This is a genomic window from Cytobacillus spongiae (assembly GCF_021390075.1).
On the sequence record NZ_CP089997.1, the window covers coordinates 1,532,312 to 1,557,375 of the forward strand.

Genomic DNA, 25,064 nt, shown 5'->3' on the forward strand with positions numbered 1-25,064 from the left:
TATTACTAATAGATGGTATGACAGGGGAGAGGGTAAATATGATTAGAATATCAGAATTTCAATTGAAGGATGTTGTAAATGTATCTGATGGGAAGAAACTTGGTAATATTGGTGATATAGAGATCAACATTCAAACAGGAAAAATTGAAGCAGTCATAATTAACGGTTCGGGTAGGGTTCTTGGTTTTTTTGGAAAAGATGAGGAAATCATCATTCCGTGGAAGAACATTTTAAAGGTGGGAGAGGATGTCATATTAGTTCGATATAAAGAAATTGGAGAAGTTGTTTATCATGAGGAAGAGGCATGAAATATCTATTTTTCTATGCCCTACCTGCGGTTTGTGATAAACTAAATGAAAACATAAGGCTATTTACAAAAGATTGTTGTTTTTTACTAGGTGAGATTCCCTACTTCAAACGAACGATAGCAGTTTGGAACGGAAGGATGCGAAACGCATTCAGGTGCGGTAGGGACAGATGAGACCCTACTGGTGAAAATGAGGATACTCACAGACGCGACTCGCGGAAAGCGAGTATCCTGGAACGGAAAACTGTCCATGCTTCAAAAGCAACGATGAATACGAAAAAAGCCAAACATAAAGAAGGAATCCTGATGGAACCATTTAAATTAGTGAATGATAAATATTTTATAATAGAGGATTGGACAAAGCAGCAACCTCACTTGGTTGCTGGCTTTACAACAAAAAATGAGGGTAGAAGTGAAGGAGCATTCTCGACCTTAAATCTTGGTTTTCATGTAGAGGATTCTTATGAAACAGTTGTATGTAACCGAACGCTAGTTGGAGAAGAGCTTGGGATTCCTATAGAGAATTGGGTGGGAGCAGAGCAAACCCATGAGGTACGGATTCAAAAAGTGACCACTTCAGACCGAGGTAAAGGCGCAGATGATTATGAAAAAGCTTATAAGGGAACAGACGGTTTTTTTACATATGACCAAGGTGTCTTGTTAACGTTATGTTATGCTGATTGTGTTCCCTTATACTTTTTTCATCCAAAGACGAAAGCGATCGGGGTGGCTCATGCGGGCTGGAAGGGGACGGTCCATGGGATTGCTTCTGAGATGATACACTTATTCAATTCTGAGGGAATACCAAGCAATGAAATTTCTGTAGTTATTGGTCCTGCTATTTGCGAAAAATGTTATATTGTAGATGAGCGAGTTATTCAATTTGTAGAAAATAGACTAGAAGATGTCGAAAGAAAGCCATATAATTTAATTAGTGAAGGTCAATTCCAATTGAACTTGAAGCAAGTAAATAAATTTATCATAAAGCAAACAGGTGTATTAGAAGAGAACATTCAAGTGACTGATTTATGTACCAGTTGTCATCAAGACTACTTTTTTTCCCATCGACGTGATGAAGGGCATACAGGTAGAATGATGAGCTTTATCGGCTGGAAGGAGGATTCACAACGGTAAGATGAAAGTGAAAGAAAAGCTAGCAAACGTAACGAAACAAATTGATCTTGCCTGTCAAAGAGCAAATAGAGATCCTAAAGAGGTTAAGCTAATTGCGGTTACAAAATATGTTTCAGTAGATCGAGCCATTGAGGCTTTCAAGGCAGGCGTCGTCCATCTTGGTGAAAACCGTGATGAAGGACTAGAGGAAAAATGGCAAGCCCTAAAGGACAAGCCTACATGGCATTTTATTGGTTCTCTGCAGTCTCGTAAAGTAAAAGATATAATTGATAAAGTGGATTATATCCATTCACTTGATCGCCTTTCTTTAGCAAAAGAGATTAATAAACGAGCAAGTAAACCGATTCGCTGTCTTGTCCAGGTGAATATTTCTGGAGAGGAATCAAAGCATGGATTAATTCCCGATCAATTAATACCATTTATCAAGGATCTTCATGAATTTCCCAATATTCATGTAGCAGGTCTTATGACGATGGCACCGTATACAGATGATCAAGAGACTATTCGTACATGCTTTAAAGGGTTGAAACAATGTCAACTAGAAGTTCAAAGCCTGCAAAAACCTTATGCTACCTGTGAAGAACTTTCCATGGGAATGTCAAATGATTTTGAAATCGCTGTTGAAGAAGGAGCAACGATGGTTCGCATTGGGACAGCTTTAGTGGGAGAAGAGGATGAGGAGGTTGGAGAAACATGAGTATTAAATCCAAATTAAAAACATTTTTTTTCCTAGATGATGAATATGACTATAATGAAGAGGAAATAATCGAGGAAAATCATGAGCCCATTCAACCGCAAAAACAAATAAGCAAAAAGCAAAATGTCGTTAGTCTCCAAAGTGTTCAAAAAGCTACGGGTTCAAAAGTGGTGTTAGTTGAGCCAAGAGTGTACGATGAGGCTCAAGAAATTGCCGATCACTTAAAGAAGAATCGCGCGGTAATCGTGAACCTTCAACGAATTGACAAAGCACAAGCTAAGCGAATTATTGATTTTTTAACTGGAACAGTCTATGCCATTGGGGGAGATGCCCAGCGTATTGGGACAGATATCTTTCTCTGTACACCGGACAATGTAGAGGTCTCCGGTAATATTACACAGCTTCTCAGTGAGCATGACTTAGAAAACTCGAGGTGGTAAGATATGGAGCTATTATTTTCTGTGTTAGTTAACTTAATTTACTATTATTCTTGGGCACTAATTATTTATATTTTATTATCTTGGTTTCCGAATGCTAGAGAGTCGGCCATTGGTGAATTTCTAGCTAGAATTTGTGAACCGTACTTAGAGCCTTTCAGAAAGATCATTCCACCTCTTGGAATGATCGATATTTCTCCAATTGTGGCTATTTTTGTTCTGCGATTTGCAACTTCAGGTCTAGCCGAGCTATTTCGTTGGATTTCATAATCGAGATAAGGGTCTTAGAGAGGCCCTTTTTCTGTTTGGACTCGTCATACTTTTGTTGTTAGTTAGGAGAATATATTTATGTCAATATACCAGCATTTTCGGCCTGAAGAGCGAGAATTTATTGACCAAGTATTACAATGGCGAAGCTTTGTGGAGAATACATATGCACCGAAACTAACTGATTTTTTGGATCCTAGAGAGCAACAAATTTTACAGTCAGTTATAGGTCAAGCGAATGATGTTTCATTTTGTTTCTTTGGTGGAACAGAAGGTGCAGAGAGAAAACGCACTCTACTCTACCCTGATTATTACGTAATATCTGAGGAGGATTTTCAATTACAGTTATTTGAAATCGATTATCCTCGTAAATTCGTTACGATTGAGCATCCCCAGGTATTAGGTAGCTTAATGGGAATGGGGTTAACAAGAAGAAAATTTGGTGATATCCTTTTTGAAGAAGATCGCATTCAATTTTTCGCAGCACAGGAAGTAGTGGATTATATCAAACTGCAGCTGACATCGATTGGGAGAGCTTCAATCAGCTTAAAAGAAGTCTCACTTCAAGAAGCTTTAAAGGACGAAGAAGAGTGGAAAGAACAATCTGTTACGGTTTCCTCATTACGCTTAGATACGGTAATATCTGGTGTCCACAATATTTCTAGACAAAAATCGCAATTGTATATTCAGCAAGGATTAGTTAAGATTAATTGGACAACTATTGAAAACCCAGCCTTTGATTGTGGAGAAGGAGATGTAATTTCTGTTAGAGGGTTTGGTCGTTCGAAAGTAATCACCATTGAGGGGAAAACAAAGAAAGACAAATGGAGAATGACTGTCGGAAAACAAAAATAACAAAAGATTCTTGCAGGAATTTAGCAGTAGCTGTCGAAGAGATTATAGTACATAACAATCGATTTATAACTTGGAGGTGGCAAGATGCCATTAACGCCTTTAGATATTCATAACAAGGAATTCAGCAAAGGGTTTCGTGGTTATGATGAAGATGAAGTAAATGAATTTTTAGATCAGGTCATTAAAGATTATGAGTTAGTTCTTCGTGAGAAAAAAGAGCTTGAAACGAAGCTGAGTGATATGAACGAAAGACTTGGCCATTTCTCAAACATTGAAGAAACGTTGAATAAGTCGATCGTTGTTGCACAAGAAGCAGCTGAAGAAGTAAAGCGAAATGCGCAAAAAGAAGCAAAATTAATAATGAAAGAAGCAGAAAAGAACGCAGATCGAATTGTGAATGAATCATTATCAAAGGCAAGAAAAATTGCTTTAGAAATTGAAGATTTGAAAAAGCAATCCAAAGTTTTCCGAACTCGCTTTAAAATGTTAATTGAAGCTCAATTAGACTTGTTAAATAATGATGATTGGGATCATTTAATGGAATATGAAATTGACGCAGATGAAATAAAAGCATTAAAAGAAGAAGATTCATTAGCTTGACGAACACTTAGCGTATCGAATATAATTTTTTAACAAAGCTATTATCATATGTTTATACAATGACAGGGACAGTAGAGCTTTAACCTGCTTTTAAAAACAATTCAAGATTGTTACAAGCGAGCTGGGGATGGTGGAAGCCCAGACTAAGCGAAAAGCTAGAAAATCACCCTTGAGTACCTTTTTTGAACTGCTAACTTTTAGCATTGTAATTAAAGGCGTCTTATTCACGTTACGAATGCTTAAGCGGATAGATGTATAGGATTGTCTATCTACAAGGGTGGTACCGCGGGATTCAAACCTTCTCGTCCCTTTTTGGGATGAGGGGTTTTTTTGTGTTTTCATTGGACTACTGTTAAAGAGATGGTATGCAATAGCCAATTATCTATAATAATGATGAATAGCTAGTGATTGTTAATTAGGAGGAAATCAAATGGATTACAAAGACACATTGCTTATGCCAAAGACAGAATTTCCGATGAGAGGAAATTTACCTAAGCGTGAACCAGATATTCAAGAAAAGTGGGCGGAAATGGACATTTATTCTATGGTTCAAGACCGTACGAAAGAGCGTTCTTTATTTATTTTGCATGATGGCCCACCATACGCTAATGGAGATATCCATATGGGGCATGCTTTAAATAAAATCTTAAAAGATTTTATTGTTCGTTACAAATCAATGAGTGGCTATTGTGCGCCGTATGTACCTGGTTGGGATACACATGGATTACCAATTGAGCAGGCATTAACGAATAAAGGGGTCAAGCGCAAGGAGATGACCGTTGCTGAGTTTCGTAAGTTATGTGAGGAATATGCATATCAGCAAATTGATAATCAACGTTCTCAATTTAAGCGCCTAGGCGTCCGTGGAGATTGGGATAATCCGTATATTACTTTAAAACCTGAGTATGAAGCTCAACAAATTAAAGTGTTCGGTGAAATGGCTAAGCAAGGTTACATTTATAAAGGGAAAAAACCAGTATATTGGTCTCCTTCAAGTGAATCTGCATTAGCAGAAGCGGAAATCGAATATCAAGATAAACGTTCTCCATCTATTTATGTTGCATTCCAAGTGAAGGATGGAAAAGGGGTTCTAGATACAAATACAAACATGATTATCTGGACTACTACACCATGGACAATCCCTGCCAACTTAGGGATTTCCGTACACCCACAGCTAAACTATGTAGTTGTAGAAGTGGCAGAACAAAAATATTTAGTTGCTGAAGAGTTACTTGAGACTGTATCAAAAGAAATCGGATGGGTAGAGCCAAAGACTGTTCAAACTGTTAAAGGAAATGAATTAGAGCATGTTATTGCTTCACATCCTCTTTACGATCGTGATTCCTTAGTTATGCTAGGTGAGCATGTCACTACTGATGCTGGAACAGGATGTGTTCATACGGCTCCAGGTCACGGGGAAGACGACTTCTTTGTTGGCCAAAAGTATGGACTGGATGTATTGTGTCCTGTAGATGACCGAGGCGTAATGACAGATGAAGCACCTGGCTTTGAAGGGTTGTTCTATGATGAAGCTAATAAACCAATTACCGAGAAGTTAGAAGAAGCAGGCGCATTATTGAAATTACAATTTATCACACACTCGTATCCGCATGATTGGAGAACGAAGAAGCCGGTTATTTTTAGAGCAACTGCTCAATGGTTTGCTTCCATCAAGGATTTCCGCACTCAATTACTAGACGCTGTAAAAGAAACTAAATGGGTACCAGCGTGGGGAGAAACACGACTGTTCAACATGGTTCGTGACCGCGGAGATTGGTGTATTTCAAGACAACGTGCATGGGGAGTGCCGATTCCAGTTTTCTATGCTGAAAATGGAGAAGCCATTATTAATGACGAAACAATTGAACATGTATCAAACCTCTTCCGAAAAGAAGGATCTAATGTTTGGTTTGAAAGAGATGCTAAAGATCTATTACCTGAAGGTTTCACACACCCAGGTAGCCCAAATGGTGAGTTTACAAAAGAGACAGATATTATGGATGTGTGGTTTGATTCGGGTTCATCACACCAAGCAGTACTTGTTGAACGTGATGACCTGCAAAGGCCAGCCGATCTATATTTAGAAGGCTCAGACCAATATCGAGGATGGTTTAACTCTTCCTTATCAACAAGTGTTGCTATTACAGGGAAAGCTCCTTATAAAGGTGTATTAAGTCATGGGTTTGCTCTAGACGGAGAAGGCCGTAAGATGAGTAAATCGATTGGGAATGTTGTTGTTCCTGAGAAAGTAATGAATCAACTAGGCGCTGATATTTTACGCTTATGGGTTGCTTCTGTTGACTATCAATCTGATGTACGTGTTTCTGATGCGATTTTAAAGCAAGTAGCAGAGGTTTACCGAAAAATTCGTAATACATTCCGTTTCTTGTTAGGTAACCTTGATGACTTTAATCCAACTACAGATAAAGTGGCTTTTGAAAACTTAAGAGAAGTGGATCAGTTTATGCTAGTTAAGCTGAACAACTTAATAAAGAATGTTCGTAATGCGTATGAAAATTACGAATTTGCAGGAATTTATCATGCTGTAAATAATTTCTGTACACTTGAATTGAGCTCATTTTATCTTGATTTTGCCAAAGATGTTCTTTACATTGAGGCAAAGGATCATCATGAACGTCGTGCGATTCAAACAGTTCTTTATGATAGCTTATTAGCGTTAACTAAGCTAGTTGCACCGATTTTATCTCATACAGCAGATGAAGTTTGGAATTATATTTCTTCTGTCGAAGAAGAAAGCGTCCAGTTAACAGATCTTCCTGAATATGAAGAGCTGCCTAATGCGGAAGCACTAGAAATTAAATGGACAGCATTTATGAAGTTACGTGATGATGTATTAAAGGCACTTGAAGAAGCACGTAACGAAAAAGTAATTGGAAAGTCATTAACAGCAAAGGTAACCCTTTACGTTAATGAAGGGACGAAAGAACTTCTAGATTCTATCCAAGAAAATCTGAAGCAACTCTTTATTGTATCTGGTTTCGAAGTGGCTGGTGCCTACGAAGATGCACCTGAACATGCTATTCAATTATCATCTGCAGCGATTGTCGTATCAAAAGCTGATGGGGAGACATGTGAGCGCTGTTGGACAGTAACTCCTGAAATTGGTCAAGCGGACAACCATCCAACGTTATGCGTACGATGTGCAAATGTAGTGGAAACCTATTATAAATAATATGAGGAATGCCGCCCAGCGTATTTAATACGTTGGGCTTTTTTTGCAAAGGTTATTTTCTAGAAGATTGTTGTTTTATCGAGGTAAGATGGATTGCGAGGGTGTTAAACGCTGTAATTTATTCCACTAGCGTTAATTGTTGTAGTCCTTGACAATTGTTTAAATGTGTCTCCATGCTTGAATCGGTTCATAATAATTAGAAACAAATTGAACGGAGGAAAAGACATGGATGGCCTTGATCAAAAGCTCTATTCAGAACTCCGTAATACAAGCGAGGAACTAAAAGAAAAGTTATTTTCAGATACTTGCTCAGAATCGATAAGAACCTATTTAGAGGCAGAGTTACATGATACAGAACAAGCACTAAAAAAAATGAAAAACGGCACTTTTGGAATATGTGAAATATCAGGCGAACTCATTCCACCAGATCTTCTTTATTCCATTCCAACGATAAGAACGCTCAGTGACTCTAAACAAGTTAGTGATTTTTATATCAAGCCATTTTTTTCATGAGCTTTTTAAAGAGCCCTAATTTGGTTGTTGATTGATTAAAACTCCCCTTTAACTTGATTGATAAATATCAAGGGAATGAAACCGGAATGTCAGTTGTTCATTTGCACTTTTGGGAAAGGAAATCATATTTGTGAGTATGATTAAAGTATTGATCTGGATAGGTAGATTAAGGTCGCTACCGTTTTTGGCAAGTTTGTGCTAAAATGCAATGGTGATAACATATCGACATGTGGAGGTTACCTTTGTGTTTTATTACATATTAGCATTGTTTGTCATAGCATTAGATCAATTAACGAAATGGCTAATCGTAAAAAACTTAGAGCTCGGTGAAAGCATTAAAGTAATTGAAGATTTCCTCTACATTACTTCACATCGTAATCGTGGAGCTGCGTGGGGAATACTACAAGGACAAATGTGGTTCTTTTATGTCATCACCGTTGTGGTGATTATCGGAATTGTTATTTACATTCAAAAAGCTGCAAAAGGGAAAATGCTACTCGGCGTATCTTTAGGTCTAATGCTTGGAGGAGCAATTGGGAATTTTATTGACCGTGTATTCCGAAAAGAAGTGGTTGATTTTATAAACACATATATTTTCACCTACGATTTTCCTGTATTCAACATTGCAGATTCAGCACTCGTCATTGGAGTGGGCTTACTAATGATTCAAATGCTACTCGAAGAGAGAGCAGCAAAGAAGGAGAAATCTTATGGAGAAAATGGAACACATCATTCTTGAGGAACAGAAGGGACAACGAATTGATAAAGTCCTATCATTAGTTAATCAAGATTGGTCTCGGACACAAGTGCAACAATGGATTAAAGAAGAACACGTTTTAGTAAATGGTGAAAAGGTTAAAACAAATTATAAATGTCAATTAAATGATAAAATTGAAATCAACATCCCAGAACCAGAAGAATTGGATGTTATTCCCGAGGAAATGGATTTAGAAATTTTCTATGAGGATCAGGATGTTTTAGTAGTGTATAAACCAAAAGGAATGGTGGTTCATCCAGCCCCTGGCCACTTGACAGGTACACTCGTAAATGGGTTAATGGCACATTGTAAAGATCTATCTGGAATAAATGGTGTTCTAAGACCTGGAATCGTGCACAGAATTGACAAGGATACTTCAGGCTTGTTAATGGTAGCCAAAAACGATATGGCTCATGAAAGTCTTGTTAATCAACTAGTGGCAAAAACAGTTACAAGAAAGTATCGCGCTATTGTTCATGGAATTATTCAACATGATCATGGAACTATAGATGCACCGATTGGGCGTGACCAAAAGGATCGTCAAAGTATGGCAGTTGTGGATAATGGGAAGAATGCTGTTACTCATTTCCAAGTGCTTGAGAAATTTAATCACTATTCATATATTGAATGTCAGTTAGAAACAGGAAGAACACATCAGATTCGTGTTCATATGAAATATATCGGCTATCCATTAGTTGGAGATCCAAAGTACGGTCCGAAAAAGACGCTTGATATTGGCGGACAAGCATTGCATGCAGGCGTATTAGGGTTTGAGCATCCACGGACAGGAGAATATATTGAATTCGAAGCACCACTACCTGCTGAGTTTGCAGATCTACTTACGTCATTACGAAATAATCGTTGACAAAAATCTACACGTGTTTTAAAATTAGTTTAGTTAAATAAGTCCTTTAAAGACAGTCCCGTGAGACTGAGAAGGAAACGGATCATTAGGCAATGGCCTAATATTATTTAGGTATTCGTATGCCCTCTCACCATAGCGGTGAGAGGGTTTTTTAATACCCCGTTTCGTACGATCGAATTGAAAGGGTGAGAGAAATGACGCAAAAAGCTGTAGTGTTAGACGAACAAGCAATTCGCAGGGCGTTAACAAGAATTGCCCATGAAATTATCGAGAAAAATAAAGGGATCGAAGAATGCATCCTAGTAGGAATACGTACTCGTGGAATTTATTTAGCCAATCGGTTAGCAGAGCGAATCCAACAGATTGAAGGTAAGAGAATAGCTGTAGGTGAACTTGATATTACCCTATACAGAGATGATCTTACTCGGAAAACAAAGAATGAAGAGCCCCTAGTAAAAGGATCAGACATCTCAACAGATATTAACAATCAAAAAGTTATATTAATTGATGATGTACTATATACTGGTCGAACTGTTCGTGCTGCAATGGATGCGCTAGTAGATATTGGCCGCCCGGCTTCCATTCAACTGGCTGTCTTAGTAGACAGAGGCCACAGAGAATTACCGATTCGAGCTGATTATGTAGGTAAGAACATACCTACATCTGGTTCAGAAAAGATTGTAGTGGAATTATCTGAAGTAGATGAAGAAGATCGCGTAAGTATACATGAAAAATAGCTACCCTTTTTAAAAGTAGTCCAGAGAGGCTAACAAAGGGGGAATAGACGGACAAATGTGTCCTTCCTTACCCTCTTTGTGTCTCAAATGCACAAAGAGGGTTTTTTATTAGATAAAGAAAAAACAAAATATAGAGGGAGAAACATGATGAATAAACCAATTCTAGATATTAATGAAAAACCAACAGCATCACAAATGATTACGCTAAGCTTTCAACATATGTTTGCTATGTTTGGAGCAACTATTTTAGTTCCAAAGCTAGTAGGGTTAAGCCCAGCGATTGCTCTTTTAACGAGTGGTATTGCAACAATCATCTTCTTATTCATTACTCAATTTAAGGTCCCAGCGTATTTAGGATCATCCTTTGCATTCATCGCACCGATTATCATAGCTTCAAATGGAGGTAAGGATCCAGGGAATGCAATGCTAGGAGCACTTGCAGTTGGGGTTACCTATGGAATTGTGTCACTCATCATTTGGAAGACAGGTTATAAATGGATTATGAATCTTCTCCCACCAATTGTAGTAGCACCAGTTATCATGGTAATTGGCCTAGGCTTATCTGGTGTAGCAGTTGACATGGCAATGAATGTGAATGGGGAATATAACTTCCTTCATTTCACCGCAGCACTTGTTACGATGTTTACAGCCATTATCTTTACTGTCTACTTTAAAAACATTTTAAGTGCAATGCCTATCCTACTAGGTTTGGTAGCAGGTTATATTTATTCAATGATTGTAGGGATTGTCGACTTAGCACCGGTTAAAAAAGCGGACTGGTTTGCATTGCCAGACTTTCTTATCCCGGGTGTGGACTATGAGTTTAGAATAACTTCATCAATTTTACTAGCGATGGTTCCGATTGTGTTAGTTACTATATCAGAGCATATTGGTCACCAATTAGTATTAGGTAGAGTTGTGAATCGAAATTATATTAAGGACCCTGGCTTACATCGCTCCATTTTAGCCGATGGGCTAGGAACATTTGTTAGTGCGCTTATCGGAGGTCCTCCTAAAACAACTTACGGTGAAAATATTGGAGTTCTTGCAATCACGAAGGTGTACTCGATATATGTTATTTTCGGAGCAGCAGTCATTGCGATCTTCTTCTCCTTCTTCGGTAAAGCAATGGCATTTATTCAAACGATTCCAACAGCTGTACTTGGGGGAATATCCATCTTATTATTCGGAATCATTGCTTCAAGCGGTTTAAGAATGCTTGTTGATAATAAAATCGATATGGGCAACAACCGAAATTTAGTTATCTCATCCGTTATATTAGTTCTTGGAATCGGCGGAGCGGCATTGGAAGTGACAGAGGCATTTAAAATTGAAGGAATGGCACTCGCAGCAATCGTAGGTGTGTTCCTTAACATCATTCTTCCAGGTCGAGATAAAAACAGTGAAATCGTTGATTATGAAGAGAAAAATGAAATTGCATAGTAACACCTTTTAATTAAATCCAGAGAGGTTTGTAAGGGTGAGATCATGTTAGCGAATAGCGTAGAGTATACAAGATGTCTATCTACCTATCCGACTGGCTTGTTTTCTAGCACCCTGATCCACTTGGACAGGGTGCTTTTTTTACAAGGGAGGAAAATCTAGGATGAAACACTTACTAACTACAAATGAACTAACGACCAATGAGATTCATGCCATTTTAGCAGATGCGGAACGGTTTTCAAAAGGAGAACAGTGGAAACCCAATCAACAAACATTTGTTGCAAACTTATTTTTCGAAGCAAGTACGCGAACGAAGTGTAGCTTTGAGGTTGCAGAAAGAAAGTTAGGGCTAGATGTTATTCCATTTGAAGTTCAAACGTCAAGTGTGTTAAAGGGAGAAACGCTTTATGATACGATTCGAACACTTGAGTCAGTAGGGGTGAATGCAGTTGTTATTAGGCATGATGAGGATCGCTATTTTGATCAGCTTGTTGGAAAAACAGCCATCCCTATCCTAAATGCTGGTGATGGGTGTGGAAATCATCCAACACAATCCTTACTAGATCTTCTAACCATTAAACAAGAGTTTGGACACTTTACCGGATTAAAGGTAGCCATTATTGGTGATATTCGTCATAGCCGTGTGGCAAGATCGAATGCGGATGCTCTCGTTCGCTTAGGGGCGGAAGTAGTATTCTCAGGACCACCAGAATGGTTTGATGATTCACTGCTTCAAAATGGGCAATATGAGATCATTGATCAGGCCATTCAAAGTTCGGATGTAGTGATGCTCCTTCGGATACAACATGAACGACACGAGAAGCACTTAGGAAGAAGAATAGACGATTATCACCAAGCATATGGCTTAACTGTTGAAAGAGAAAGATCGATGAAAAAATCGAGTATTATCATGCATCCAGCACCTGTTAATCGCAACGTTGAAATCGCAGATATTTTAGTAGAGTGCGAGCGTTCACGCATATTCAAGCAAATGGAAAATGGTGTGTATGTTCGTATGGCTGTATTAACAAGATCACTTAATTCTAATGAGGGAGGAACTGAACATGTCAACACTCATCAAAAATGCACAGCGTCTTACTAATAAAGGAAGTATTGAGATAATCGATATTCTGATTGAAGATGGAGTGATTAAAGAATTAGGAAAGGATCTTCAAATAGGCGCAGGGCATACAATCGACGCCGAAGGCTTGCTTGTATCTCCTGGATTTGTAGACCTGCATGTTCATCTAAGAGAACCTGGTGGAGAGAAAAAGGAAACGATCGCAACGGGCACGCTGGCCGCGGCAAAAGGCGGTTTTACAACCGTAGCAGCTATGCCAAATACTCGACCAGTTCCCGATTCAAAGGAGCAATTGGAAAACCTTCAAAGCCGAATTAAAGAAACGGCAGTGGTGAACGTGTTGCCGTATGCTTCGATTACTGTGAGAGAACTAGGTCAAGAGCTTACGAACTTCGAAGAACTAAAGAAAGCCGGAGCTTTTGCCTATACAGATGATGGTGTGGGTGTTCAATCTGCAGCCATGATGCTTGCTGCGATGAAAGAGGCAGCAAAGCTTCAAATGCCAATCGTTGCACATTGTGAAGAAAACACATTAATTAATAAAGGCTCAGTTCATGAAGGGGAATTTTCTCAAGAGCATGGGTTAAATGGAATTCCATCAGTTTGTGAATCTGTACATATCGCAAGGGATGTCCTTCTTGCAGAAGCTACAGACTGTCATTATCATGTATGTCACATTAGCACTAAGGAATCTGTCAGGGTTGTTAGAGATGCTAAGCGTGCAGGAATTAAAGTCACAGCAGAAGTAACACCACATCATTTACTATTATGTGAAGATGACATTCCTGGATTAGATTCGAATTATAAGATGAATCCTCCACTAAGAGGGAGCAAAGATAAAGAGGCATTATTAGAAGGGTTGCTGGACGGAACAATAGACTTTATTGCTACCGATCATGCTCCCCACACTGCTGAAGAAAAAGCAGAAGGAATGCAGTTTGCTCCATTTGGAATCGTTGGTTTAGAAACAGCTTTTCCACTGTTATATACAAACCTCGTTGAAAAAAATGTAATCACATTAAAGCAACTCGTCGATTTCTTAACAATCAAGCCTTCAGAAACCTTTAAGCTGTCATCTGGAAGTTTATCAGAAGGAGAGGCTGCTGACCTAGTGTTAATTGACCTGAACAATGAAAGTGAAATTGATCCAGCGACCTTTTCATCGAAAGGAAAGAACACACCATTTGCAGGCTGGAAATGTAAAGGCTGGCCGGTAGTCACAATGGTTAATGGGAATATAGTTTGGAGTAAAGGAAGTGTAAAAGCATGAAAAAGCAATTAATACTTGAGGATGGAACTGTATTAGTAGGTACAGGATTTGGGAGTGATACGAATACGATTGGAGAGGTTGTCTTTAATACAGGGATGACAGGATATCAAGAAATCCTATCTGATCCATCTTATTGCGGCCAAATCGTTACGTTAACATATCCGTTAATTGGAAATTATGGGATTAATCGTGATGATTTCGAATCGATTACACCAGCTATTCAAGGGTTTATTGTAAAAGAAGCTGCCGATTTTCCCTCGAACTGGCGTAATGAATTATCCATTCAAGAATACTTTCAAATGAAGAATATTCCTGGGATTGCTGGGATTGACACTAGAAAATTAACAAGAATTATCCGGAAATACGGCACCCTTAAAGGGGCAATCTGTGGAATGGAAGAAGATGTGGATACAGTTATTGAAAAGCTAAGAGCTACTCAACTGCGTAACGATCAGGTGAAACAGGTGTCAACAAAAACCCCATATCCAAGCCCAGGCCGTGGGAGTCGTGTCGTTCTTGTCGATTTTGGAATGAAGCATGGAATATTACGAGAGTTAAATAAAAGGAATTGTGATGTCATCGTCGTTCCATACCACACAACAGCTGAAGAAATTATTAGCTTAAGTCCTGATGGTGTTATGCTCTCTAATGGTCCTGGGGATCCAAAAGATGTTCCAGAAGCAATTGAAATGATTAAAGGCATCTTAGGGAAAGTACCGTTATTTGGAATCTGTCTTGGACACCAACTTTTTGCTTTAGCATGCGGTGCAAACACGGAGAAAATGAAATTCGGTCATCGTGGCTCCAATCACCCTGTGAAGGATTTAGCAACAGGCAAAGTAGCTATTACATCTCAGAACCATGGGTATACAGTAGAAGATGATTCAATTGAGGGTACGCAACTAGAAGTTACACATATTGCCTTGAATGATGGGACAATCGAGGGGTTAAAGCATAAAGAAGTACCCGCGTTTACTGTCCAGTACCATCCAGAAGCATCGCCTGGACCGGAAGATGCAAACTATTTATTTGATCGCTTTTTAGACATGATTGAAGCGGAGAAATCGGAGGGTGCTGAATTATGCCAAAACGTACAGATATAAAGAGTATTTTAGTAATTGGATCTGGACCAATCGTTATTGGGCAAGCTGCGGAGTTTGATTATGCAGGTACACAAGCATGTATTGCATTAAAAGAAGAGGGTTATCGAGTGATCCTTGTAAACTCGAATCCAGCTACCATTATGACAGACACTGAAATAGCAGATGCAGTTTATATTGAACCGCTAACATTAGAATTTGTCAGTCGAATCATTCGCAAAGAAAGACCGGATGCCCTTGTTCCAACACTTGGGGGACAAACAGGTCTGAACCTAGCCGTTGAACTAGCGAAGTCCGGTGTCTTAGATGAATGTGATGTTGAAATATTAGGAACAAAGCTTTCTGCAATTGAAAAAGCAGAAGATCGGGATCTCTTTAGAAGCTTAATGGCAGAACTAGGTGAACCCGTGCCAGAAAGCGATATTATTCATAATCTTCAAGAGGCATATCAATTTATTGATCGCGTTGGCTATCCTGTAATTGTTCGTCCTGCATTTACGTTAGGTGGAACAGGCGGAGGCATTTGTCATGATGAAGAGGAGCTTATTGAGTTCGTAACAAGTGGCTTAAAGAATAGCCCGGTTACACAATGCCTACTAGAAAAGAGTATTGCTGGATTCAAGGAAATTGAATACGAAGTGATGCGCGATTCGAATGACAATGCCATTGTCGTCTGTAATATGGAAAATATTGATCCAGTTGGCGTGCATACTGGAGATTCAATTGTGGTCGCACCAAGTCAAACCTTAAGTGATCGGGAGTATCAATTATTACGGAATACGTCTCTGAAAATTATCCGTGCTCTTCAAATCGAAGGTGGCTGTAACGTGCAGCTAGCATTAGATCCGGATAGCTTTACCTACTATATTATTGAGGTTAATCCACGTGTAAGCCGATCCTCAGCATTAGCATCAAAAGCAACGGGTTATCCAATTGCCAAGCTTGCTGCTAAGATTGCTGTTGGACTTACACTAGATGAAATGATGAACCCGGTAACAGGCAAAACGTATGCTTCATTTGAGCCAGCACTAGACTATATCGTATCGAAAATTCCACGCTGGCCATTTGATAAATTTGAATCAGCCAATCGTTCATTAGGAACACAGATGAAAGCGACAGGAGAAGTTATGGCAATTGGTCGTACTTTTGAAGAATCCTTGTTAAAAGCGGTACGTTCCTTGGAAGCAAATGTGTTTCATTTATCATTAAATAATGCAGATGAAATTGATGATGCCCTTTTAGAAAAACGCATTCGTAAAGCAGGGGATGAAAGACTTTTCTACATTGGTGAAGCTCTTCGTCGAGGTATTACAATTACTACCATTCATGAATGGAGTAAAATTGATCTATTCTTCTTAAATAAAATGGAGAAAATCGTTCAATTTGAAAAGGAACTTACTCTTCAGCCATATCAACTAGATGCAGGGAAGAAAGCAAAGGAAATGGGCTTTGCTGATTGCGTCATTGCATCCTTATGGAACAGTTCGGAAGAGGAAGTCTACCGCTGGAGAGTTGAGGAAGGTATTGTTCCAGTGTATAAAATGGTTGATACTTGCGCAGCTGAATTCGAGTCTGAAACACCTTACTATTATGGGACATATGAAGAGGAGAATGAATCGGTAGTAACAGATCGAAAGAGTGTAGTTGTGTTAGGCTCAGGACCTATTCGGATTGGTCAAGGAGTTGAATTCGACTATGCGACCGTTCATTCAGTATGGGCCATTAAAGAGGCGGGATATGAAGCGATTATCATAAATAACAATCCTGAGACGGTTTCAACGGATTTCAGTATCTCCGATAAACTATACTTTGAGCCACTTACTATTGAAGATGTTATGCATATTATCGATCTTGAAAAGCCTGAGGGAGTAGTCGTTCAATTTGGTGGTCAGACAGCTATTAATCTAGCAGCAAAATTAGTTGAGAGAGGGGTCAAAATTCTCGGAACATCCCTTGAAGATCTAGATCGAGCAGAGAACCGTGATAAGTTCGAGCAAGCGTTACAAGAGCTTGGAGTTCCACAACCAAAAGGAAAAACAGCATTATCAGTAGAAGAAGCTGTTACTATTGCTAGTGGAATTGGATATCCTGTACTCGTTCGTCCTTCCTATGTTTTAGGAGGAAGAGCAATGGAGATTGTCTATAAAGAAGATGAACTTCTCCATTATATGAAAAATGCCGTTAAGGTAAATCCTGAACACCCAGTATTAATTGACCGTTATTTAACAGGGAAAGAAATTGAAGTGGATGCCATTTCTGATGGCGAAAATGTGGTGATACCAGGAATCATGGAGCATATTGAACGAGCTGGAGTCCATTCAGGAGATTCGATTGCGGTTTACCCTCCACAAAGTATCTCAGATTCGGTAAAGGAACAGCTAATCGATTATACACAGAGGTTAGCAAAGGGTCTCAATATTATCGGTCTCCTTAATATTCAATACGTTGTTTCAAAAGAAGAAGTTTTTGTTCTAGAAGTAAACCCAAGATCTAGCCGAACAGTTCCATTCTTAAGCAAAATTACACAAGTTCCAATGGCGAAAATAGCAACAAAAGTTATTCTTGGCCATTCATTAAAAGAACAAGGTTATCAATCAGGGCTTGTCGCTGAGAAGACGGGTGTTTATGTAAAAGTACCTGTGTTCTCATTCGCTAAACTAAGAAGAGTGGATATTACTTTAGGCCCAGAAATGAAATCGACTGGAGAAGTGATGGGGAAAGATACTACCCTTGAAAAGGCTCTTTACAAAGGGTTGCTTGCTTCAGGTGTCAATATAAAAGAATATGGAACAGCCTTATTAACGGTAGCAGATAAAGATAAAGATGAAGCGTTAGCGATTGCGAAACGATTTGTTTCAATTGGTTATCAATTAATGGCAACGAGCGGAACTGCAGAGTTTTTAGAAGCTGCAGGAATTCCAGTAAAGGTTGTCGATAAAATCGGATCAGATGGTCCAACCCTTCTCGATGTGATTCGAAATGGTGAAGCACAATTTGTGATCAATACATTGACAAAAGGTAAGCAACCAGCTCGTGATGGTTTTAGAATACGAAGAGAATCGGTTGAAAACGGGGTTCCATGCTTAACATCTCTTGATACAGCAGAAGCAATCCTGCGCGTCATTGAATCTATGAACTTTTCAGCTGAATCAATGAACAGTATGGTGGAATCACGCGAGGCGATCTTATCATGATTAAAAATGAACAATGTCAGGTCGTATCACAAAAACAAATAGCCGAATCAATATACGAGCTCACCCTTCAAGGTGAGCTTGTAAGCGAAATGAGTGAACCAGGTCAATTTGTCCATCTAAAAGTTGGAGATGGGATGGACCCGTTATTAAGAAGACCCATAAGCATTGCGCAAATTAACAAAGAAGCAAATCAATTTACGATGATCTATCGTCAAGAAGGACGCGGGACAACGTATCTCTCTCAAAAGCGTGAAGGAGAATTAGTGGATGTCCTTGGACCACTAGGGAATGGTTTTCCCATCCAAGCAGCAAACGAAGGAGAAACAGCCCTACTTGTTGGAGGTGGTATCGGTGTTCCGCCATTATATGAACTTTCCCAGCAATTGACGCAAAAAGGGGTCCGGGTCATCCATGTACTAGGCTTTCAAACAAGTGAAGTGGTATTTTATGAAGCGAAGTTCTCACAGCTAGGTGAAACATATGTTGCAACAGTAGATGGAACGCATGGAACGACTGGATTTGTAACGAATGTGATAGCAGAGAAAAATCTACAATTCGATGTTTTATATTCATGTGGTCCAACCCCTATGTTAAAAGCGTTAGAAGCAAGCTACCATGATCGAAAAGCATATTTATCCCTCGAAGAACGAATGGGATGCGGAATTGGAGCATGCTTTGCTTGTGTTTGTCATACAGGAGATGACCCAAATGGATATAGCTATAAAAAAGTATGTAGTGATGGTCCAGTATTTAGAGTGGGGGAGGTAGTGCTATGAATAATCGATTAACAATGGAGCTTCCAGGTCTTCAGTTGAAAAATCCAATCATGCCTGCTTCTGGCTGCTTTGGCTTTGGAAGAGAATTTAGTGAACTTTACGATTTGAGCACACTTGGAGCTATTATGATAAAAGCAACCACATTAGAACCACGATTTGGAAATCCTACACCAAGAGTTGCGGAAACTTCTGCTGGAATGTTAAATGCAATTGGGCTCCAAAATCCAGGACTTGAAAAAGTGAAAAATGAGGAGCTTCCATGGCTGCAGCAATACAATGTACCAATTATTGCGAATGTGGCAGGCTCTTTAGAAGAGGATTATGTAGAGGTCGCAAAAGAAATCTCTAAAGCACCTAATGTCCATGCACTTGAACTTAATATATCTTGCCCAAATGTGAAAACAGGGGGAATTGCTTTTGGAACAATTCCAGAAGTAGCAAAAACCTTAACCAAAAAAGTGAAGGAAGTATCAGAAGTTCCGGTCTACGTGAAACTCTCACCTAATGTTACGAACATAGTGGAAATGGCAAAGGCAGTAGAAGATGGCGGGGCAGACGGTTTAACGATGATCAATACACTCCTTGGGATGAGGATAGATCTAAAGACTGCGAAGCCAATACTGGCGAATGGAACAGGTGGATTATCTGGTCCAGCTATAAAACCAGTAGCCATTCGAATGATTCAAGAAGTCAGTCAACATGTCTCTCTTCCGATTATTGGAATGGGCGGGATTCAATCAGCTGAAGATGTAATTGAATATCTTTATGCAGGTGCTAGTAGTGTGGCTGTTGGAACAGCAAACTTTGTAGATCCTTTTATTTGCCCGAAAATTATTGAGGAGCTTCCAGAGCTACTTGATCAGTTAGGCTATGCCCATATCTCAGAGTGCATTGGAAGGAGCTGGAACAAACATGAAAAACTCGCTCATTATCGCCCTTGATTTTTCAAATAAACAGGAGGTCCATCAATTTTTGTCCCATTTTCATGAAGAGAAATTATTTGTCAAAGTTGGGATGGAGCTATTCTATCAAGAGGGGCCTTCCATCATCAAAGAGTTAAAAGAAAAAGAACATCAAATTTTCCTAGATTTAAAGCTTCATGACATCCCAAATACAGTGAAAAGTGCTATGAGAGGACTAGCAAAACTAGGTTGCGATCTAGTAAATGTTCATGCGGCTGGCGGGAAAGAAATGATGCAAGCTGCTCTTGAAGGGCTAGAAGAAGGCACTCTTCCAGGGGAAAAGAGACCTGCATGCATAGCAGTTACCCAATTAACAAGTACCTCAGATGAGCAAATGAAGAAAGAACAGCTTATCAATGTTTCATTAAATGACTCAGTTCTTCATTATGCTAAACTTGCACAAGCTGCAGGGCTTGATGGAGTGGTCTGTTCCTCACATGAAGCAGGATTAATAACAAGCCAAATAGGTAGCGAATTTCTTACCGTTACACCAGGTATTCGATTACAGGAAGATCAACTAGCAGATCAAAAGCGGGTTGCAACTCCGGGACTTGCCAAAGAATCAGGCGTTTCGGCAATCGTTGTTGGCCGTTCCATCACACGTTCGGATGATCCGCTTAAAAGCTATCATTTATTCAAAAGAGAGTGGGAAGGGGTTCGCAAATGAAACGACTAATTGCAGAAAGATTACTAGAGATTAAAGCTGTATCCTTACAGCCGAATAACCCGTTTACATGGTCATCTGGCATGAAATCACCGATCTACTGTGATAATCGCTTAACCCTTTCTTTTCCAAGTGTTCGGAAGGAAATCGCCAGGGGACTAACAGAGGTAGTTCAATTAAAATTTCCACAAGTTGAAATGATAGCTGGTACAGCGACTGCAGGAATTCCTCATGCTGCTTGGGTAAGCGAACTATTAGAACTACCGATGAGCTATGTACGCTCAAAGCCGAAGGGCCATGGAAAAGGAAATCAAATTGAAGGAAAAGTACTCTCGGGACAAAAGGTCGTTGTGGTTGAAGACTTAATCTCGACAGGTGGAAGTGTCATTACGGCGGTAGAAGCTTTACGACAAGCGGGGTGTGAAGTACTCGGGGTTGTCTCCATCTTTACTTACGAGCTGGCAAAAGGAAAAGAGCTGTTACAAGATGCAAATATTGAAGCCTATTCATTATCCGACTTTACTACGTTAATTGATGTAGCACAGAATAAAGGATACATTACACAAGACGATCAAACCAGCCTTCTTAGGTGGAAGCAAGATCCTGCGATTTGGGGCAAATAAATAGTAGGAAATATAGAAAGAGCTAAAGACCTTCTCGAATGAACTCGTAGAGGTCTTTAGCTTTTTTGAATGAATATAAGAGAGCTTAGAGAATGAATATTCGTTCCTGTATAAGGCTGAATTACCGCATTTCTATGCTGCTTCTGATTCCTTTGAGTGAACTTTTTTCATGAATTCATTCACATCGGAAGGAACTTTGCGATCAAGTTTTGAGACAATGTAGACAGAAAGGAACCCGATCGGTACAGTAATTAACCCAGGAACATTAAATTGTAGGAATTCTGGAAGTGTCGTTTTAAAGAATATCATATACATGGAAGAAAGAAGCCCTAAGACGAGACCTGCAATTGCGCCTTTTTCTGTCATTCCTCTCCACCAAATTCCTAATATGAATACAGGTGTGAACGTACTAGCTGCAACTGTAAATGCTAATGCAACTAGATGACCAATGGATGCTTCTTTTACCATAAGACCAAGAGCACCATATAAGATTCCAAGAAAGACAATCGAAACTTTTCCAGCGATTACCCGCTGTTTTTGAGAGATATTTTTGTGGAAGAAGGATGCATATAAATCATGTGCTAATGCTCCAGAGCTTGCAATAAATAATCCTGATAAATTCGAGAATACGGCCGCGAATGCACCTGCAATAACTAGACCAAGAAGCCATTCTCCACCTAGTGCTTGGGCTGTAGAAGGGATCACCATATTGTTTCCACCTGCAATGAGATCTTTCATGACTCCCGGGTCAGCATTCCCACTTAAGAAAATCGAACGTCCTACTACTCCTAGATAAACAGCGAAGAAAAAGAATACACTAGCAATCCCGATGGCCATAAGAGCGGACTTACGTGCTGCTCTTGCACTCGGATTTGTATAGAATCGCAGAAGAATATGCGGAAGCCCAATCGTACCAAGGGAAAGACCTATAGTCATTGAGATTGTTTGCCAAAATGAAGGGAAATAATTACCTGTTCCAGTCCAGACGGATCCATCAAATGGAATGTCCTTACCATCTACTGAAAAATCAGCAGTACCTGTAATGGTTCCTTTGAATTCATTAATAGATGCGAGAATCTCTTGATAATGTAGTCCTCCATAGATTGCAGCTCCTACCATAAGGACGAATGCTCCAAGACGAATCCAAAGTTCGAGCGCTTGGTTGAGAGTTGTTCCTTTCATCCCCCCTACACCAACATAGAATATCATGACAGAGCATGTAAAAATAATTCCAAATTCGTAGCTCGTACCAAAGAACATACTTAAGATTTGTGCAGCTCCAAGTAATTGTGGTGCAGCATAAAAGCCTGAGATGGCAAGTACGACAGCAACTGCAGCAAGCCGTGCTCTTTTACTATGAAAACGATAAGCCAAAAAGTCTGCAACTGTATATGCGCCAAAACGACGTAATGGACCAGCGACGAAAATAGCTAATAATGTCAACCCAATTGAGAAACAGAATGCATAATATGCTCCATCATAGCCGAGTTGATAAGTTAGGCCCGCAATCCCAAGGAAAGTGGCAGCACTTAAATAATCTCCCCCGATCGCAGATCCGTTAGTAAACCAGCCGAAGCTTCTACCACCAACGAAATAGTCAGAAGCTGTGGCATTACGTTTCGATAAGTACGTAATATAGACAATTGTCCCCATAAGTAGGATTGTTAACAGCATTTTGGGTTCAAGAATAGCCATTACATAATGCTCCTTTCGTCAGCAGAACTTGTTGTTTGATTGGTATCTGCTTGCTTATTCTGTAAGCGTTTTTCATAAAGAGCTGTATGAATAAATGCGATGACAAATGCCATTGCCATAGCTACAATACTAGTTAAAAACCAACTATACGTCATGCCGCCCCACATTCTCGAAAACATAAATTCACTAGCGAACCAATTTAATATCGGAATGGCAAGTATAAAAATATAATAAAATACCGTAAGTTTGATCCCTGTACTAAATTCACTTTTCATAATTGATTTGGTTTCAGCATCTAGTGGTTTAAGTTCACTCACATCAATCGTGTCTGCTTCCACATAATCGTACTCACTATACTCTCCCGCCATCATCAAGTCCCCCTTTTACTATTTTGCTATTTGCCGAAAGATTTCCCTCCTTTTAGCTCGGCAAAGGATTGTAAATTGATTGTACTTTATTACAGGTGGCAATACCTTACAATTAATTATCAGAAAAATACAAATATTTAATATAATCTAATTTTTATACTATAATTTGTATAAGAAAGAGCTTTCAAAAGACAGGGGGAAAGGGGAATTTGTATTCAATTAGCCTTTTAGTAGAAGATGCATTTGAATATGACATGCTTTCGCAATGGGTTTTAGAGGAATTTATGGATAGTTGTATATTAGTTGAAGGAAAAGTAGATCAAAATTTAAATATTGTTGTCATAGAAGTGACAAAATGGATGGACTGGGTAAAAATACATAGATTTCGAAAACAACATTTGGAATGTAGGATTATTCCCCTACTTGATCCTGCTTTACTATATACTTCACCGCTTGCTTTGGAATTCAAGTTAACTCACTTACTGGTTAAATCAGTCAAGAAGCATACATTTATTCGAACGCTTAAGCGGGCCATAAGCGAATTGACAACTAGTGAAGGGTCAATTGACTACGATGAATTATTTAAGCAAATTGATCAAGAACAAAATGTAGAGCGAAATCCATTGCCATTTCAAGAAGCTTTTTTTCGTCGATTATTATCAGGAGAAGTATCAACAGAAGAAGAAATTCTCCAGTCTAGATTCTTCCTGCCAGGTGATGCTGTTCCAAATGTAATTTGTTTTATCCAAGGGTTTGTTCATTCTCCGACAAAGAGAGAAAAGGAAGGCTGGAGTGCTCCTATCATCATCCAAAACGATTTTAGAAGTCGCTTTCAAGATTGTCATCTGTCGTTTCTTTCGTACCGCAAGCATTTATTAATGCTTCTGCAGGTTCCTCCTGAATTTGAATCACTAAAGTACTGGAACGAAGCGGAAAATAGAATATTGGATACGATTCAAGCATTGGAAGAAACGTATGGCATCCAATTATATATCGGAGTTGGGACTGTTTATCGTGAACCGCTTCTTTTACATCGTTCCTATAAGGAGGCATGTAAGGCTAGACGAACTTCTCCTTATGATCGGCTACAACTTCGCTATTTTGAAGAAATTTCGAAGGATCCCCAAATCCAAATTTGTACAGATTTCATTTCAAGGAACTGTACAGATGACTTATCGATTAAAAAGGTGGCAGATCAAATTAACTTAAGTGTTCCTTACTTTAGTAGAATTTTCAAACAAGAGACTGGAAGAAATTTTGTTGAATATGTTACGTTCGTCCGTATGCAACGTGCTGTTTGGCTATTGCGTCATACAGACCACACAATTGAGTGGATTGCAGAAGAACTAGGTTACAATACTCCAAATTATTTTAGCGGGACGTTTAAGAAATATGTTAGTTTATCCCCTCGAGAATATCGTGCGACAGAAGAAATTATATTTAAATAAAAGAAAGGAATCATATATATAGTAAATGGCCGCGGTTTGATTTCATTTCAACATCAATAATTGAAAACAATTTCTATT

24 protein-coding genes and 1 other annotated feature are annotated in these 25,064 nt (G+C 39.1%); of the genes, 22 read left to right on the plus strand and 2 right to left on the minus strand.

What is annotated here, in order from left to right:
* Positions 1-38 precede the first annotated feature (38 nt).
* The 21 genes from LS684_RS07805 (at position 39) to pyrE (ending at position 21,475) form a co-directional block, all read left to right on the plus strand.
* Positions 39-308 (plus strand): YlmC/YmxH family sporulation protein, encoded by a 270-nt coding sequence (locus tag LS684_RS07805; RefSeq protein ID WP_233811049.1) that lies wholly within the window; start codon positions 39-41, stop codon positions 306-308.
* Between the two features lie 305 nt (positions 309-613).
* The gene (gene pgeF, locus LS684_RS07810) at positions 614-1,441 is read left to right on the plus strand and encodes a peptidoglycan editing factor PgeF (RefSeq protein WP_233811050.1); all 828 of its coding nucleotides are present in this window, start codon (positions 614-616) and stop codon (positions 1,439-1,441) included.
* 1 nt (position 1,442) lies between these two features.
* On the plus strand, positions 1,443-2,138 hold the full coding sequence (locus tag LS684_RS07815; RefSeq protein ID WP_233811051.1) for a YggS family pyridoxal phosphate-dependent enzyme: 696 nt from the start codon (positions 1,443-1,445) through the stop codon (positions 2,136-2,138).
* Positions 2,135-2,578 carry a cell division protein SepF gene (locus LS684_RS07820; RefSeq protein ID WP_233811052.1) on the plus strand — a complete coding sequence of 148 codons (444 nt, stop codon included), beginning with the start codon at positions 2,135-2,137 and terminating at the stop codon, positions 2,576-2,578. The genes LS684_RS07815 and LS684_RS07820 overlap by 4 nt, the downstream gene beginning before the upstream one ends.
* Positions 2,579-2,581: 3 nt before the next feature.
* On the plus strand, positions 2,582-2,845 hold the full coding sequence (locus LS684_RS07825; protein ID WP_233811053.1) for a YggT family protein: 264 nt from the start codon (positions 2,582-2,584) through the stop codon (positions 2,843-2,845).
* Positions 2,846-2,923: 78 nt separating this feature from the next.
* Positions 2,924-3,697 carry a YlmH family RNA-binding protein gene (locus tag LS684_RS07830; protein WP_233811054.1) on the plus strand — a complete coding sequence of 258 codons (774 nt, stop codon included), beginning with the start codon at positions 2,924-2,926 and terminating at the stop codon, positions 3,695-3,697.
* Positions 3,698-3,781: 84 nt separating this feature from the next.
* Positions 3,782-4,297, plus strand: a complete 516-nt coding sequence (locus tag LS684_RS07835; protein WP_233811055.1) for a DivIVA domain-containing protein — start codon at positions 3,782-3,784, stop codon at positions 4,295-4,297.
* 50 nt (positions 4,298-4,347) lie between these two features.
* Positions 4,348-4,610: a binding site (T-box leader), on the plus strand.
* A 117-nt stretch (positions 4,611-4,727) separates the two neighbouring features.
* Positions 4,728-7,490, plus strand: coding sequence for an isoleucine--tRNA ligase (ileS, locus tag LS684_RS07840; protein WP_233811056.1), 2,763 nt, complete (start codon positions 4,728-4,730; stop codon positions 7,488-7,490).
* Between the two features lie 225 nt (positions 7,491-7,715).
* Positions 7,716-8,003: a TraR/DksA family transcriptional regulator gene (locus LS684_RS07845; protein ID WP_233811057.1), complete on the plus strand. Its 288-nt coding sequence runs from the start codon at positions 7,716-7,718 to the stop codon at positions 8,001-8,003.
* Positions 8,004-8,247: 244 nt separating this feature from the next.
* Positions 8,248-8,742 (plus strand): signal peptidase II, encoded by a 495-nt coding sequence (gene lspA, locus LS684_RS07850; protein WP_233811058.1) that lies wholly within the window; start codon positions 8,248-8,250, stop codon positions 8,740-8,742.
* Positions 8,714-9,625, plus strand: coding sequence for an RluA family pseudouridine synthase (locus tag LS684_RS07855; protein ID WP_233811059.1), 912 nt, complete (start codon positions 8,714-8,716; stop codon positions 9,623-9,625). Before lspA ends, LS684_RS07855 begins: the two co-directional genes overlap by 29 nt.
* 194 nt (positions 9,626-9,819) lie before the next feature.
* The gene (gene pyrR / locus LS684_RS07860; protein ID WP_233811060.1) at positions 9,820-10,362 is read left to right on the plus strand and encodes a bifunctional pyr operon transcriptional regulator/uracil phosphoribosyltransferase PyrR; all 543 of its coding nucleotides are present in this window, start codon (positions 9,820-9,822) and stop codon (positions 10,360-10,362) included.
* 147 nt (positions 10,363-10,509) lie between these two features.
* Positions 10,510-11,805, plus strand: coding sequence for a uracil-xanthine permease family protein (locus LS684_RS07865; protein WP_284701590.1), 1,296 nt, complete (start codon positions 10,510-10,512; stop codon positions 11,803-11,805).
* A 163-nt stretch (positions 11,806-11,968) separates the two neighbouring features.
* Positions 11,969-12,907, plus strand: a complete 939-nt coding sequence (locus tag LS684_RS07870; RefSeq protein ID WP_233811062.1) for an aspartate carbamoyltransferase catalytic subunit — start codon at positions 11,969-11,971, stop codon at positions 12,905-12,907.
* Positions 12,870-14,156, plus strand: coding sequence for a dihydroorotase (gene pyrC, locus LS684_RS07875; RefSeq protein WP_233811063.1), 1,287 nt, complete (start codon positions 12,870-12,872; stop codon positions 14,154-14,156). Before LS684_RS07870 ends, pyrC begins: the two co-directional genes overlap by 38 nt.
* On the plus strand, positions 14,153-15,259 hold the full coding sequence (locus LS684_RS07880) for a carbamoyl phosphate synthase small subunit (RefSeq protein WP_233811064.1): 1,107 nt from the start codon (positions 14,153-14,155) through the stop codon (positions 15,257-15,259). Before pyrC ends, LS684_RS07880 begins: the two co-directional genes overlap by 4 nt.
* Positions 15,238-18,450: a carbamoyl-phosphate synthase large subunit gene (gene carB, locus LS684_RS07885; protein ID WP_233811065.1), complete on the plus strand. Its 3,213-nt coding sequence runs from the start codon at positions 15,238-15,240 to the stop codon at positions 18,448-18,450. The genes LS684_RS07880 and carB overlap by 22 nt, the downstream gene beginning before the upstream one ends.
* Positions 18,447-19,226: a dihydroorotate dehydrogenase electron transfer subunit gene (locus tag LS684_RS07890; protein WP_233811066.1), complete on the plus strand. Its 780-nt coding sequence runs from the start codon at positions 18,447-18,449 to the stop codon at positions 19,224-19,226. Before carB ends, LS684_RS07890 begins: the two co-directional genes overlap by 4 nt.
* Positions 19,223-20,167, plus strand: coding sequence for a dihydroorotate dehydrogenase (locus LS684_RS07895; protein WP_233811067.1), 945 nt, complete (start codon positions 19,223-19,225; stop codon positions 20,165-20,167). The genes LS684_RS07890 and LS684_RS07895 overlap by 4 nt, the downstream gene beginning before the upstream one ends.
* The gene (gene pyrF / locus LS684_RS07900) at positions 20,139-20,855 is read left to right on the plus strand and encodes an orotidine-5'-phosphate decarboxylase (RefSeq protein WP_233811068.1); all 717 of its coding nucleotides are present in this window, start codon (positions 20,139-20,141) and stop codon (positions 20,853-20,855) included. Before LS684_RS07895 ends, pyrF begins: the two co-directional genes overlap by 29 nt.
* Complete coding sequence (gene pyrE / locus LS684_RS07905) at positions 20,852-21,475, plus strand: orotate phosphoribosyltransferase (protein ID WP_233811069.1); 624 nt, start codon at positions 20,852-20,854, stop codon at positions 21,473-21,475. The genes pyrF and pyrE overlap by 4 nt, the downstream gene beginning before the upstream one ends.
* Before the next feature lie 132 nt (positions 21,476-21,607).
* On the opposite strand, the gene LS684_RS07910 is transcribed toward pyrE, so the two are convergent.
* Both LS684_RS07910 and LS684_RS07915 read right to left on the minus strand, forming a co-directional pair.
* Positions 21,608-23,170 carry a sodium/solute symporter gene (locus tag LS684_RS07910; protein WP_233811070.1) on the minus strand — a complete coding sequence of 521 codons (1,563 nt, stop codon included), beginning with the start codon at positions 23,168-23,170 and terminating at the stop codon, positions 21,608-21,610.
* Positions 23,170-23,541 carry a DUF485 domain-containing protein gene (locus LS684_RS07915; RefSeq protein ID WP_233811071.1) on the minus strand — a complete coding sequence of 124 codons (372 nt, stop codon included), beginning with the start codon at positions 23,539-23,541 and terminating at the stop codon, positions 23,170-23,172. Before LS684_RS07915 ends, LS684_RS07910 begins: the two co-directional genes overlap by 1 nt.
* Before the next feature lie 206 nt (positions 23,542-23,747).
* Between LS684_RS07915 and LS684_RS07920 the strand changes: the two genes are divergently transcribed.
* Positions 23,748-24,986, plus strand: coding sequence for a helix-turn-helix domain-containing protein (locus LS684_RS07920; protein ID WP_233811072.1), 1,239 nt, complete (start codon positions 23,748-23,750; stop codon positions 24,984-24,986).
* The last annotated feature ends 78 nt before the right edge of the window (positions 24,987-25,064 follow it).